Annotated in this window: 10 protein-coding genes; 4 read left to right on the top strand and 6 right to left on the bottom strand. The window is 42.4% G+C overall.

The annotated features are described in order from the left end of the window. Positions 1-161 precede the first annotated feature (161 nt). The 5 genes from FTT85_RS14255 to FTT85_RS14235 all read right to left on the bottom strand — a co-directional run bounded on the left by FTT85_RS14255 (position 162) and on the right by FTT85_RS14235 (position 7,665). Entirely contained in the window at positions 162-647 is a 486-nt protein-coding gene (locus FTT85_RS14255; RefSeq protein ID WP_180183823.1) for a DUF934 domain-containing protein, read from the bottom strand. Further along, complete coding sequence (locus FTT85_RS14250) at positions 640-2,283, bottom strand: nitrite/sulfite reductase (protein ID WP_180183822.1); 1,644 nt, start codon at positions 2,281-2,283, stop codon at positions 640-642. Before FTT85_RS14250 ends, FTT85_RS14255 begins: the two co-directional genes overlap by 8 nt. Before the next feature lie 265 nt (positions 2,284-2,548). Beyond that, a complete protein-coding gene (locus FTT85_RS14245) occupies positions 2,549-4,954 on the bottom strand; it encodes a glucose/quinate/shikimate family membrane-bound PQQ-dependent dehydrogenase (RefSeq protein WP_180183821.1) in 2,406 nt (801 codons plus the stop codon). A gap of 170 nt (positions 4,955-5,124) precedes the next feature. Next, the gene (locus FTT85_RS14240; protein ID WP_257232171.1) at positions 5,125-6,327 is read right to left on the bottom strand and encodes a carbohydrate porin; all 1,203 of its coding nucleotides are present in this window, start codon (positions 6,325-6,327) and stop codon (positions 5,125-5,127) included. Positions 6,328-6,543: 216 nt separating this feature from the next. Then, a complete protein-coding gene (locus FTT85_RS14235; protein WP_180183819.1) occupies positions 6,544-7,665 on the bottom strand; it encodes a CaiB/BaiF CoA-transferase family protein in 1,122 nt (373 codons plus the stop codon). A gap of 210 nt (positions 7,666-7,875) precedes the next feature. Here FTT85_RS14235 and FTT85_RS14230 point away from each other — a divergent pair, with 210 nt between their 5' ends. Further along, the gene (locus FTT85_RS14230) at positions 7,876-8,886 is read left to right on the top strand and encodes an AraC family transcriptional regulator (RefSeq protein WP_078190094.1); all 1,011 of its coding nucleotides are present in this window, start codon (positions 7,876-7,878) and stop codon (positions 8,884-8,886) included. 50 nt (positions 8,887-8,936) lie between these two features. Here FTT85_RS14230 and FTT85_RS14225 read toward each other — a convergent pair whose 3' ends face one another. Continuing rightward, complete coding sequence (locus FTT85_RS14225) at positions 8,937-9,206, bottom strand: hypothetical protein (protein ID WP_180085453.1); 270 nt, start codon at positions 9,204-9,206, stop codon at positions 8,937-8,939. 206 nt (positions 9,207-9,412) lie between these two features. On the opposite strand from FTT85_RS14225, the gene FTT85_RS14220 reads away from it, so the two are divergent. The 3 genes from FTT85_RS14220 (at position 9,413) to FTT85_RS14210 (ending at position 13,580) form a co-directional block, all read left to right on the top strand. Continuing rightward, positions 9,413-10,618, top strand: coding sequence for an acetyl-CoA C-acetyltransferase (locus FTT85_RS14220; RefSeq protein ID WP_180183818.1), 1,206 nt, complete (start codon positions 9,413-9,415; stop codon positions 10,616-10,618). Between the two features lie 306 nt (positions 10,619-10,924). Beyond that, positions 10,925-13,057 carry a 3-hydroxyacyl-CoA dehydrogenase NAD-binding domain-containing protein gene (locus FTT85_RS14215; protein WP_180183817.1) on the top strand — a complete coding sequence of 711 codons (2,133 nt, stop codon included), beginning with the start codon at positions 10,925-10,927 and terminating at the stop codon, positions 13,055-13,057. Positions 13,058-13,241: 184 nt separating this feature from the next. Beyond that, a complete protein-coding gene (locus FTT85_RS14210) occupies positions 13,242-13,580 on the top strand; it encodes a hypothetical protein (RefSeq protein ID WP_078194261.1) in 339 nt (112 codons plus the stop codon). The last annotated feature ends 2 nt before the right edge of the window (positions 13,581-13,582 follow it).

Below are 13,582 nucleotides of genomic sequence, written 5' to 3'. Positions count from 1 at the left end.
TTAATGGAGAAATCTAATCGGTATGTTATACCTGAGAGAAGAGTGAGGAGTTATCCAAGGGTTGTAAAAGGAAAACCTCAAAAATACCCAAGAAAAAGCCAGTCAATCTCTTAACTGACTGGCATTACTCCGAATGGAGGCTTTTTTATTGATCAAGGCACTTAAGCACCAGTTTGATAATGCGCTTGCGGCACTGCAGTTGAAGCTTGATATGGATTGGTAAAATCACCTAAGCCAGCAGCAGCTTCAGCAATATCTTTACCTTCTTTCACTACAAAAGTATCGAAACCTGAACGCTTCATGTAGTTCAACACATCTTTGAATACATCACCTGTTGCACGTAGCTCGCCTTGAAAACCTTGGCGACGTAACAACGCAGCAAATGAATAGCCACGACCATCGTTAAAACCAGCAAACTCGATAAAGATTGTATCTAACTGGTCAAGCGGGAATTCATTGGTTTCAGGTGAAGCATCCACCGTGACGAAAAGTGCTTTTTTACCAGACACATTCGCAAGTTGATCTAACTGCTCAACTGTTAAAACCACGTCACCTTGTGGCAACACACCATCTTCACCAATGACTTGGTAAGTATTGTCTGCAATCGAGCCATCTTTAGAGAGGACTTGTAGTGCTGTATTAAGCATATGCACGCTCCTTAAATGGTTGGATGCCAACACGGCGGTAAGTATCAATAAACTCTTCGCCTTCTGCACGAAGGTCTAGATAAGTATTTAAGATTTCTTCGATGATGTCTGGTACAACTTCGGCTGCAAATGATGGGCCTAAGATGTCACCAATTGATGCATCATGGTCGGCATTACCACCCAAAGTGATTTGATAGAACTCAGCACCCTTTTTATCTACACCTAAAATACCGATATTACCGACATGGTGGTGACCACACGCATTCATACAACCAGAGATGTTTAGATCCAATTTACCCAAATTGTAAATGGTGTCTAAGTCATCAAAACGACGAGAGATCGCTTCAGAAATTGGAATCGATTTCGCATTTGCCAATGAACAGAAATCACCACCTGGGCAGCAAATGATGTCGGTTAAGAACCCAATATGCGCACGTGCAAGATTATGTTGATCAAGGATTTTCCATAGATCAAACAAATCTTTTTGTGGTACATCCACAAGCGCAATATTTTGCTCATGCGTCGTACGGAACTCACCAAAGGTATATTTGTCAGCCAAATCAGCAATCAGGTTCATTTCTTCAACGGTCATATCGCCCGGTGCAATACCCGCACGTTTCAAAGAAATCGTAACGATGCGGTAACCTTTGACTTTATGTGCATTGGTGTTGATGTTGAACCATTGTTTAAATTTCGGCTCTGCGGCAAATTGCTCTGCGAAATCTTCATCTGCATAATCTTGGTAATCAAATGGTATGAAGTTCTCATCCATTTTCGCCAAGGTATCAGCATCAATTTTTAAAGTTTTGATGGTATGTGCAAATTCAGCTTCCACTTTCTCTGCAAATACTTCTGGTGTTAATGCTTTCACCAAAATTTTGATACGCGCTTTATATTTGTTATCACGACGACCGTGTAAGTTGTATACACGAAGTACCGCTTCTAAATAAGCAATCAAATCTTCACGTGGCAAGAAGTCACGAATAAAGCTACCAATCACTGGGGTACGGCCTAAACCACCACCAACTTTGATTTTATAGCCAATCTCGCCTGCTTCATTTTTCACGATATACACACCGATATCATGGAAAGACGTTGCCGCACGATCAGTTTCTTCCAGTGCTGAAACTGCAATTTTGAACTTACGTGGCAAGAAAGCGAATTCTGGGTGGAAAGTTGACCATTGACGAATCAATTCACACGTTGGGCGTGGGTCAGCAATTTCACCCGCAACCACACCTGCATATTGGTCAGTAGTTGTGTTACGAATACAGTTACCCGAAGTTTGAATCGCATGCATTTGAACAGATGCGAGCTCTTGTAACATATCAGGCACATTTTCTAGTGCAGGCCAGTTAAACTGAATGTTTTGACGAGTAGATACGTGCGCATAACCACGGTCATAGTCCTGAGCCAATGACGCAATTTTACGTAATTGTTTAGAATTCATCAGGCCATAAGGTACTGCAATACGTAGCATCGGTGCATAACGTTGTACATAAAGGCCGTTTTGAAGACGCAGTGGACGGTATTCATCTTCCGTCAATTTACCTGCTAAATAACGTTCCGTTTGATCACGGAACTGTGCAACACGTTCATTAACCAGTTGCTGGTCAAAATCAGTATATAAATACATGGCGTACAGCTAGTAATTTCTATTATAACAATGCACAGCATAACGAGATTTTATCTATCAAGAAAATGCGTTTTTTACATATTTAATAGCGATTTTATTGATAAGACTGTCGCAATTTCACTGATATAGCGGATTCCGGTCCTTTACTTTTTATTTATTAATATATTGAATTATTTCTCCATTACTTAGCATAAATTTACATAAAGAATTTAAGCCAATAAAAAGCCCGATAAATCGGGCTTTTTATTTAGCGATGTAAAATCACTTATTTTTTATCTGGTAAAGCATACGCAACAAGGTAATCACCAAGTTTTGTACCAAATGAACCATGACCACCAGCCATGATCACAACATATTGTTTACCATTTGCTTCATAAGTCATTGGAGTCGCTTGACCACCTGCTGGTAGACGACCTTCCCACAAAGTATCACCATTCGTTACATTGATTGCACGGATATAGTTATCTTGTGTTGCGCCTACAAACATGACATTACCAGCAGTCGAGATTGATCCACCAAGACCCGGTACACCAATTTTCACAGCAGGTAATTGGAACAATTTCGGTAAACTGTCACGAATTGTACCTATACGTTTTTTCCAGATCACTTCATGTGTATTTAAATCTACACCGGCAGTAAAGCCCCATGAAGGTTGTTTACAAGGTAAGCCAAGTGGTGACAAGAATGCTTTGATTTCCACACCATAAGGTACGCCATACATCGGTTGCACGCCTTGTTCAGTACCCGCACCTTTCGCAGTTTGCTCACGGTTTGGATCTGTAGGAATCAACTTAGTGACAAATGGCAAGCCAATTGGGTTCATCACAGCAACTTGACGGTCTTGGTTCACCGACATACCACCCCATTCGAATACCCCAAGGTTACCAGGGAATACCAATGTGCCATTTTCAGATGGTGGTGTATAAATACCGTCGTAGTTTAATGATTTGAAATACACACGACACATCAACTGGTCAAACATAGTGGCACCCCACATTTGTTTATCAGTCAATTTATCTTTTGGTGCTAAATCAAAATCAGAGAACGGTTGAGTTGCAGAATAATGCTCACCTTTAGTTTGTGGACCACGTTTTACAGTTTGTGGAACTGCTTTTTCGGTGATTGGCACAATCGCTTTACCGGTACGACGGTCAAGGACGAATGCATTACCTGTTTTGGTTAAGACATAGATCGCAGGAACAATATTACCTGATTTATCTTTGATATCTGCCAATGAAGGTTGTGATGGTACATCCATATCCCACAAATCATGATGTGTGGTTTGGAAATTCCAAATTAATTTACCTGTTGATGCATTTAATGCCAACATTGAGTTTGCATAGCGTTCATCTAATGGCGTACGGTGACCACCAAAAATGTCTGGTGTGCCTACACCTGTTGGCACATAAACGATGTCAAGTTTTTCGTCATATGCTAAAGGTGCCCATGCATTCGGTGAGGCTACAGAGTATTTTTGACCTTCACCTGGCATGGCATTTGGATCTTGCACCCCTGTATCAAAGATCCACAATAATTCACCAGTATTAACATCATAACCACGGATGACACCAGATGGCTCTTTAGTCGAGAAGTTATCAGTTGTTGAACCGCCAATCACAATGGTTGTGCCAGTAACCACTGGAGGTGAAGTTGGGATATAACCGCCCGGATACGGATAAGGCATATCTTTTTGTAGATCGACTTTGCCATTATGACCAAAATCACTACATGCTTTACCTGTGTCAGCATTGACTGCAACCAATCGACCATCATTTACAGGCAAGATCACTTTGCGCGGACATTCAGTAGAAGTCGAGCGTTTGTTCTCTAAGCTTTTTGCAAACTGTGTGGTATTTGCAGCGTCAAAATAAGACACACCACGACATGTTAAATGTTGATAGGTATTGTCCGCTTTAAGTTTAGGATCGAATGCCCATTTTTGTTTACCTGTCGCAGGATCAAGTGCAATTAAACGTTGGTGAGTTGTACACATAAACATGTCATTGCCGACTTTAATCGGAGTGACTTGGTTTGTGGTTTCACCTGAGTCATTTTCTGTTGGTAACTCACCTGTACGGAAAGTCCACGCTACTTCTAAATCTTTAACGTTGTCGCTATTGATTTGGGTGAGTGGAGAATAACGTACACCACCTTGTGTACGACCATAGGCAGGCCAATCTTCAGGAGCAATACCCTCAATCGTTTTGGCTGTTTGAGGTTGTGCATTTTTAATTTCACCGTGAATTTCTTGCGGATCATTAAAAATTGAATAGATCATCACGATAATCGCAATCACCAGTGTGCCTGATAATGTAATTTTCGCAGTTTTGCCATTTTCCATACCGCGTGTCACGGCAGGAATCAGTAACCAAAGGCCCAATAAGCCTAAAATATCAAAACACGGTGCAAGTGCCCAAAAGTCAGAACCTGCCTCCCAAAGTCCCCAAATCACTGTACCCAGCATCAACGCTGCATAAATGTATAAAGAACTGTTTTGAATTTTTCTTAAGTATATTGCTGAAGCCAGCATTAACAGGCCGGCGATAATGTAGTACCAAGAACCGCCAAGGACTGCCAGCCAGATACCACCAATCAATAGAACCAAGGCGAAAATTGCCATCACAACGACGGTAAATGTTCGCATCCCAGTTCCGGTAGATGGGTTGCTCATGTTGACCACCTCTATTGTCGAATGTTGTATTTGGTGCGTGAAACACATTCAACACACCACCGTTTTTATGTCGCAAAGAGAAGTTGTTACAAAAACAATTCAAGGGGAAATATCGTAATTTTTCTCAGAATTACCGAATTGCTTTTATAAGAACTCTAATTGGACATCAATTAAAATGCTGTTTGAAATTTGATACCGCCGACCCACGCATTCTCACCATTTTTGTAAGCACCGACGTGACGGATATATTGAATATTAGGACGAATAGTTAGCCAGTTTGCCGCATGAATACCGTAGTAAATTTCGGCATCGTATTCTTCACTACGACCATCATTGAGGTCATCATTGATGCTAATACGGGCAAGACCTACTGCGATTTCATCTTTGGGACGCGCATCGAATGCGCCTTTGTAGACCAAGCCAATATTTTGCATATCACTTACATTATTGGTTTTAGTATCGTGCACGGTGGCATTGATAAACCCAGTTAAGCCACGTGATGTGTCTTCTTGATGTGCAGTCAATTGTTGTTTCGCAACGACCCAGCCACCTTGATGATGATCTTTTTCATGATTTGGATTAGCAACAACATCTGCATCGGCGCTAATGTAGTAATAACCAACACGGTATTCACCTGGTAATTTTTGCTCGCCGACTTTGGGTGTCCATACCACTTCAGCAGGTATAATGGCACCTTTTGAACCATCGGTACTTAAGTTCCAACCTTTACCACGTTTTAGATTTTCAGGGTTGTATTCATAAACCCCAACTTGTGCGTAGAGTTCAGGCTGAATGTTATATTTCACGCGAGCAGCCCATTGGCTGACTGGCCAGTTGTACCATTGGTCACTGACCCAGTTACCCACTTGTGAACCACAAAGTGCTAAGTTTTGAAAGTCACAGTCAAAGCTGTTGAAATCTTCACCTTCACCAAAACGACCGACTTTAATATCTAATTTTTGGTCTAAGAATTTTTTCTTGATCCAAAAATCAGTCAAACGCCAAGTTTGACCACGACCCCACAGTTCTTGTGTTGCACTTAAATGACCATTTAATGCATCTGAAGTTTGAGACAATGAACGACCATTACGTTCAGTGATATTGATTTGTGCTTCGGTATCTTTCCAACCCGCAATTTTTTCTAAATCGAGATGTGCCCCGATCGCAAATTGGTCCGCATATTCAGTGCCATGACCAGAAGCATGCTTTGCATCTAACAAAGTGGCTAATTCGCCACCATAACTAAAACTAAAATCGTAACCTTTCTGTTGAAGCGCTGTTCGTTGACCGTTCCAATCACCGAACATCCATGGGCTTTCAGAACTGAAAGCATCTGCAGCAGTTGCCGCTTGGGTTGCTGAACCCGCAAGCATTATTCCGAGGCTAAGATATAAAGATCCAAGTTTACTCACAGCTATTTTCATTTGGAGACCTATATACCAATTGTGTTAATAGCCCATATAACACTCTCACATTTGTATAATTTATTTATTTTTTTGTTAACAACCCTCAATATTTATATGTATATTTATCTAATTAAGAGATTTTAAAGGTTTTATTGTTTAACTTATCACCTTTTTTTATACCATTCATAACCAATTATCCGCACCTAAAGTTTTACCCACATGGGTATAAATCAATGCTGATCTAGAAAATTTAATCGGACATGCCAGTTGAGTTTGTGTCATTGTGTCGCCTTCTTGTAGCGGAACTTCAACACACCAATGCCGCTCTTGGGCCAATTGTGAATTTAGAGCTTCGTCCAAACTTAAAACTGGTTCCACACAGACATCTTGAGAGGCAAAAATCTTTTTCCACTCAGCCCATGTTTTGGTTAGTATTTTTCGGGCAATTGCATGCTTAATTTCAGTTTGGTCTTGCGGATCAAATGACATGCCTTGCGTTGCTAAAGCTGGTAAATCTAGAGTTTGCGCCAATCCATGTAAAAACTGTGGCTCCAAACCACCTATAGACAGATAGCGACCATCTTGGGTTCGATAATAGTCATAGAAACTTCCGCCATTCAGATGTGCAGTTTCTGCGGCTGTTACAGCATTGGCAGCCAATACGCCAGCTGCAGCCATATTGTTCAATGCGACGGCGCAATCGGTCATGGAAATATCAATATATTGTCCTAAACCGCTACGGTAACGCTCAATCACCGCAGCTAAGATGCCAGTAATTGCATGCATTGATCCGCCTGCGACATCGGCGATTTGAATCCCCATCGGTGGCGGGCCACTATCTTGGCGTCCGCTATGACCTGAAATGCCTGATAAAGCCAAGTAATTGATGTCATGCCCTGCGCGGTCTTTGTAGTGCCCAGTTTGACCATAACCCGTAATCGAGCAGTAAATAAGTCGCGGATTGATTTCGGCCAAAACTGCATAATCCAAACCCAAGCGTTGCATGACACCTGGACGAAATTGTTCTACCACAATATCAAAGTCTGAAATTTTCGCTTTGATCAGTTCTATGCTTTTCGGATCTTTTAAATCCAATGCAATGGATTGTTTATTGCGATTTAAATAACTATGCGCGGTGGCTTGCCCATTGGCATAAGGTGGCATCAAACGAACCAGATCGGGACGTGTCGGTGACTCAATATGCACAACTTCCGCCCCCATATCAGCCAAATACAAGGTCGCAAATGGCCCAGGGAGTAATGTCGAAAAGTCGAGTACTTTCAATCCTTTTAAAGCTGCTTCCATGGATATTTTTCTCTAATTGTGTAGATTTTTTATCCATGGTAGAAATATAAAATGATTAAAACAATGTCATGTTCAGCCATTTACCTTGATAGTTTCGGCAATTTACCATGTAAAAATGGCAAAACCGCTGTTGTAAATTGCCATGATTTCTTTTTTTAGCGTCATTTAGGTCAAACATTTGTGAACATTAAAGAGACTGAAGGATTAAACATGAGTCGTGATACGATCAGTATCCATTTCGTCAACGCAGCCTTAACAGGTGTGAAACGTCTCGGCATGGATGTCGAAACTTTATTGTCTCATGTTGGCATTGAGGCTGAACTTCTACGCCAACCCAAAGCCCGTATTTCACCTGAACAATACACACGTTTTATTAAAATGTTGTGGATGGTGACCCAAGACGAACATGTCGGTTTTGATATTCAACCGCGCCGCTTGGGTACTTTTGCCATTATGTGCCAATTGATTATTCATGCAAAAACCCTTGGTGATGCACTTGAATTGTCTTCGCAGTTCTACAAACTGTTTGGTGATGAATGGTCAGTGACACTAGAACGTGATAAACACGAAGCACGTTTAGTTCCTCAAATTCCAAAATCTATGGACCCAGACCATTTCATTACAGAAAGTATGCTGATGATTTGGCATGGTCTCGCTTCTTGGTTGATTGAACGTCGTCTGCCTTTAGAACGCGTACACTTCGGTTATGAACGTCCTGAACATGCTGACGAATATGATGCCTTGTTTTTTGCACCTGTCATGCAGTTTGATACACCACGAACTGAAATTACATTTGCAGCGGATTATTTAGATTTACCCATTCGTCAAAACGAAGAAACGCTTGAAGAATTCTTAAAAGCGGCTCCTGCACAGTTATTGGTTAAATTTAAAAATACCAATTCATTAACATCTCGTATCCGTGATGTGCTGAAGAGTCAAATTGGCGAAGAAATGCCAACCTTGAACGATGTTGCTTCAATGCTGTATCTATCGCCGCAAACACTACGTCGTCGTTTAGCCGCTGAAGGTAAGAGCTACCAAGGTGTGAAAGATGCCTTACGTCGTGATGCTGCAATTCACTTATTGCTTAATCCAGACTTAACGCTTGAAGATGTTGCACAGCAAGTCGGTTTTAGTGAAACCAGTACTTTCCACCGTGCCTTTAAAAAGTGGACCGGTGTAACACCAGGCCTATACCGCCAATTACATGGTTATCACTAAGCATCATTCAAAACTAGCATTCTCTAAAACCTGATCTCGATCAGGTTTTTTTATTTCGGAAAATCTGCACGTTGTTTTTGACAAAGCAATGGATCGACGGGCGTGATCACGCGTTTGCCATCCTGTATCCGATACATTTCTGCCTTGGTCACATGATCATTGCGATCATACTCACAGGCTAAACCGCCCGTCCCCTCATCTGAGGGATGAATGCCATAGATCATATAAACATAAAAACCGATCATGCATACAAAACCTAAGCAGCCTACTAGTACTAGCCAAGCTAGACCTTTCAACACTCGCTTCACATTTTTATGCATAAGCAGATCTTCAATATGTACTGAATCGATAGCAACTGATCTTAACCGATCCTCGCTTTCAATGTGCAGGTTGATTTTTATCTTATTCAGCAGCAAGCGTTGACCAAAAATATCAAACGACTCGCCCGTTCTCATCATTGCACTAGGTTGATTAATCCGTACACTCAAAAAACCAATAAAAATTTATAGATCATAGGGACAGGATTATGAGCGAGGCTTACATCATTGATGCCATTCGCACACCGCGCGGCAAAGGAAAAAAAGACGGTTCACTACATGCCGTTAAACCGATTAGCCTACTGACCGGTTTATTGAACGAATTACAAAACCGCCATCAGTTTGACACCGCGGCAGTTGACGACATTGTACTGGGCTGTGTGACTCCCATTGGTGACCAAGGTGCAGACATTGCAAAAACCGCAGCCATTGCAGCAGGTTGGGACAATGATGTGGCAGGGGTACAAATCAACCGTTTTTGTGCATCAGGTTTGGAAGCCGTAAATATGGCTGCACAAAAGGTGCGTTCTGGCTGGGAAGACCTTGTGGTGGCTGGCGGTGTAGAGTCGATGTCTCGTGTGCCGATGGGCAGTGACGGCGGCCCTTGGGCGCTCGACCCTGAAACCAATATGGCTTGTGATTTTATACCACAAGGCATTGGGGCCGATTTAATTGCCACCATTGACGGTTATAGCCGAGCAGATGTGGATGCCTTTGCAGCCAACTCTCAGCAAAAAGCAGCCGCAGCGCAAGCCAATGGTTACTTTGACCAATCTGTCGTTCCAGTTAAAGACAAAGCAGGCGTCACTGTTTTAGCCAAAGATGAATTTATTAAACCAACGACCACAGCAGAAGACTTAGGCAAACTCAACCCAAGTTTTGCCATGATGGGTCAAATGGGCTTTGATGCCATCGCCTTACAAAAATATCCTGAAGTGGGTGCGGTCAACCATGTACACCATGCAGGCAACTCATCGGGCATCGTAGATGGTGCTGCCGTGGTGTTGCTTGCCTCTGAAAAAGCAGTCAAAGAACAAGGTTTAAAACCACGCGCCAAAGTGCTGGCAACAGCATTGGTAGGTGCTGATCCGACCATTATGCTGACTGGCCCTGCACCTGCTGCGCGTAAAGCCTTAGCCAAAGCTGGCCTAACCATTGATGATATTGACCTATTTGAAGTGAACGAAGCTTTTGCAGCTGTGGTGATGCGTTTTATCACCGAACTCAAGGTGGACCCTGCCAAAGTAAATGTGAATGGCGGTGCAATTGCATTAGGACATCCGCTGGGTGCAACAGGCGCCATGATTTTAGGCACACTGATGGATGAACTGGAACGCCAAGGTAAAAAACGCGGTTTAGCAACCTTGTGTGTGGGCGGTGGTATGGGCATCGCAACGATTATTGAGCTAGTTTAATTAACCGAATCGTACACAGCATTTGATACTTGGTATGTGTCATCCACAACCTGACCAAAAATTGAAAATAATTTTCTGCGAACTTTTAGAAAAAAGACATTAGTTGACAGGTTTTGTGGATGACAAATGGTTTTGCCTACTTTTGCCGAAACAAAAGTAGGTCGAACCTGAATGAAGCTAAAGCACGGCTTTAGCTGAAATGAAAAAAACAGTAATAAACAAATTTGGAAAGACTCCGTAGTGACGATGAATAATTTAAATCTCAAAAATCACTAGCAAAGTCATAAAAATATTTGGATAAAATTTATGAGCGCAATTCAATTTGAAAAAAATGCCGACAATATCGTCATTTTAACTTTAGATTCTCCAAACCAATCTGCCAACACCATGAATGCAGATTTCCGTGCTGCACTGGCTGAAACGGTAGACAAACTGCAAGCAGATGAAAATATTGCAGGGATTATTTTTCGTTCCGCAAAAAAAACCTTCTTTGCCGGCGGCGACTTAGACGAACTGATTCAAGCTACACCTGAGCATGCGACAGAATTCTTCAATATGATTGAAGAGATGAAAGCCAAACTGCGTTATATCGAAACCCGTGGCATTCCTGTTGTTGCAGCTTTAAATGGCACGGCGCTTGGCGGTGGTTGGGAGTTAGCTCTTGGCTGTCATTATCGTATTGCGCTGAATGATGCTAAGGCAAAATTTGGCTTGCCTGAAGTGACCTTGGGCTTACTGCCAGGCGGTGGCGGTATTGTACGTATGGTACGTTTATTGGGTTTGCAAAATGCATTTCCGCTCTTGATGGAAGGCAAACAAATTGGTGTCGAAAAAGCCAAATCATTGGGGCTGATTCAAGACACTGCAGAGAGCCTAGAAGAATTGATGGATAAAGCTATTGCTTGGGTGAAAGCCAATCCAAAATCGCAACAACCCTATGATGTAAAAGGCTACAAAATTCCGGGCGGGACACCCTCTTCACCGCAAGTTGCACAAGTGCTTGCTATTGCACCCGCCATTTTACGTGACAAAACCAAGGGCTGTTACCCTGCGCCTGAAGCCATTATGGCGGCTGCTGTTGAAGGCGCTCAAGTGGATGTCGATACGGCGCTCACGATTGAATCACGTTACTTTACTTACCTTGCAACCGGTCAAATTTCTAAAAATATGATCGGCACCTTTTGGCATGGTCTTAATGCCATTAAGTCAGGTGCAAGCCGTCCAAAAGACGTCGCGAAATGGCAAGCCACCAAGGTCGGCATTTTAGGCGCAGGCATGATGGGTGCAGGCATCGCTTATGCCACGGCATCAAAAGGCATTGCGGTTGTACTCAAAGATGTTTCTCTTGAGGCTGCTGAAAAAGGCAAAGCCTATAGCCAAAAACTGCTAGATAAAAAAGTATCTCAAGGCCGTTTAAGTGCAGAAAAACGTGATCAAGTTTTAGGACTGATTCATGCCACTGCAAATGCGGCAGATTTACAAGGCTGCGACTTGATCATTGAAGCTGTGTTTGAAAATGTCGAATTGAAAGCCAAAGTGACGCAAGAAACAGAAACCTATTTGGCAGATGGCGGTATTTTTGCATCCAATACCTCAACCTTGCCAATTTCAGGCTTAGCCAATGCATCTCAAGATCAAGCTAAATTTATCGGTCTACATTTCTTTAGTCCTGTCGACAAAATGCAATTGGTCGAAATTATTAAAGGTAAAAACACATCGGCTGAAACCTTAGCCAAAGCCTATGATTATGTACAGCAAATTGGCAAAACACCAATTGTGGTGAATGACAGCCGTGGCTTCTTTACCAGCCGTGTCTTTGGCACTTTTGTACAAGAAGGTTTACGTCTGCTTTCTGAAGGCGTACACCCTGCCCGCATTGAAATGGCAGCGCTAAAAGCCGGCATGCCTGTAGGTCCATTGGCCATTCAAGATGAAGTGTCTTTAACACTCTCTGAACATGTCGCGGCCGAGACACATAAAGCCTTGCAAGCCGAAGGCAATGACCTACCACGTTCAGGTGCGGATGAGGTAATTCAGACGATGATTCATGAGTTCGGACGTAAAGGTAAAGCTGCCGGCGCAGGTTTTTATGAATACCCTGAAGGCGGTAAAAAGCATCTCTGGAATGGCTTGAGCAAATGGCAGAAAGATAATGCTATTTCTGAACAGGAAATGATTGACCGCTTCCTGTTTGTACAGTCACTCGATACCTTACGCTGCCTAGAAGAAGGTGTTTTGGAATCGACTGTTGATGGCAATGTCGGATCAATCTTCGGGATTGGTTTTGCCCCTTGGACAGGTGGTGCACTTCAATTTTTAAACCAATATGGTTTGGAAAAAGCGCTATTACGTGCCAATACACTAGAAGCAAAATATGGCGAACGCTTCAAAGCACCGCAATTGCTGAAAGACAAAGTGGCGAAAGCTGAGCAGATTTAATTATTCATTTTGAGCATGCAAATTTTGCTGTTCAATCACATCAAAAGGAGCTTCGGCTCCTTTTTATTTTCCTTCTCAGTCGCGTGTTTGCAAACAAGCCTAGAATTTACGCGAACTCTCATCAGTTTTATGTTATAAAGTAACAAGTTTTTTGATTTCTTTTTATCCGATTGAGTAGCTTGTTATGACTGATCATACTTCTCCTGAAAAATCACCATGGGGCTGGAAAGCACTGATTATCTTCTGTATTTTAGGTGCGCTATTCATGGGTATTTTCTGGCTTGCTGTGACCAATGAACCAGACTATATGCCGAGCCAACAGAAAAAAGACAATACTCAACAGCATGCATTTAAAAATGCCCCTGTGATGTCAGAAGAAGCCTTGAAAAAGGCGCAAGCTGATCAAGCAGCGCGTGAAGCTTCTGCGCCGACTGCAGCAGATATGCAGATGACTGAAGAACAACATGCACATATGGATGACATGAGCCCTGAACCTACTGCATCGAATGATCATGGCCACTAAGC

Origin of the sequence: Acinetobacter sp. YH01020, from assembly GCF_013420275.1 — a bacterium.
Lineage (GTDB): Bacteria > Pseudomonadota > Gammaproteobacteria > Pseudomonadales > Moraxellaceae > Acinetobacter > Acinetobacter amyesii.
This window is presented reverse-complemented; position numbering and strand designations above follow the sequence as displayed.

What these genes read in the sequence shown, in the direction of transcription:
- FTT85_RS14230 (WP_078190094.1), top strand. Translation starts at nt 7,876, where the DNA reads ATGAGTCGTGATACGATCAGTATCCATTTCGTCAACGCAGCCTTAACA.
- FTT85_RS14215 (WP_180183817.1), top strand. Translation starts at nt 10,925, where the DNA reads ATGAGCGCAATTCAATTTGAAAAAAATGCCGACAATATCGTCATTTTA.
- FTT85_RS14240 (WP_257232171.1), bottom strand. Translation starts at nt 6,327, where the DNA reads ATGCTTGCGGGTTCAGCAACCCAAGCGGCAACTGCTGCAGATGCTTTC.
- FTT85_RS14250 (WP_180183822.1), bottom strand. Translation starts at nt 2,283, where the DNA reads ATGTATTTATATACTGATTTTGACCAGCAACTGGTTAATGAACGTGTT.
- FTT85_RS14210 (WP_078194261.1), top strand. Translation starts at nt 13,242, where the DNA reads ATGACTGATCATACTTCTCCTGAAAAATCACCATGGGGCTGGAAAGCA.
- FTT85_RS14225 (WP_180085453.1), bottom strand. Translation starts at nt 9,206, where the DNA reads ATGCATAAAAATGTGAAGCGAGTGTTGAAAGGTCTAGCTTGGCTAGTA.
- FTT85_RS14245 (WP_180183821.1), bottom strand. Translation starts at nt 4,954, where the DNA reads ATGAGCAACCCATCTACCGGAACTGGGATGCGAACATTTACCGTCGTT.
- FTT85_RS14220 (WP_180183818.1), top strand. Translation starts at nt 9,413, where the DNA reads ATGAGCGAGGCTTACATCATTGATGCCATTCGCACACCGCGCGGCAAA.
- FTT85_RS14235 (WP_180183819.1), bottom strand. Translation starts at nt 7,665, where the DNA reads ATGGAAGCAGCTTTAAAAGGATTGAAAGTACTCGACTTTTCGACATTA.
- FTT85_RS14255 (WP_180183823.1), bottom strand. Translation starts at nt 647, where the DNA reads ATGCTTAATACAGCACTACAAGTCCTCTCTAAAGATGGCTCGATTGCA.